The sequence below is a fragment of the Cobetia sp. SIMBA_158 genome (genome assembly GCF_046566945.1).
Lineage (GTDB): Bacteria > Pseudomonadota > Gammaproteobacteria > Pseudomonadales > Halomonadaceae > Cobetia > Cobetia amphilecti.
The window spans coordinates 1-260 of record NZ_JAWJYL010000587.1; the positions used below are offsets into that span (position 1 = coordinate 1).

Consider the following 260-nt stretch of genomic DNA (forward strand, 5'->3'; position numbering starts at 1 on the left):
TTGTTGAGCCTCAGCAGCATTAATTGCATCAATTTTGCTGCTAATCGGTAAGGCCCATGACAAAGCTGCGATAAAGATAATAATAAGACCAATGACTGTCACTTTTACTGGCAATGGCCAACTGCCATAATTTTCTGAATCTAACGATTCAAAGCTACGGCGAAACTCATTTAAATCAAATTGCTTTTTTGGTTTTAAAGCAGATTTTTTGGTTTTAGTGAGGCTTTTTTTACGGATAAGCTTCATAACTCACCTCCAAG

The 260-nt window shown here is 36.9% G+C and carries 1 pseudogene; it reads right to left on the minus strand.

Annotated features, from left to right (window positions below):
• Positions 1-246, minus strand: a pseudogene (locus R2R70_RS21185) (hypothetical protein); the annotation flags it as partial.
• Positions 247-260: the final 14 nt, after the last annotated feature.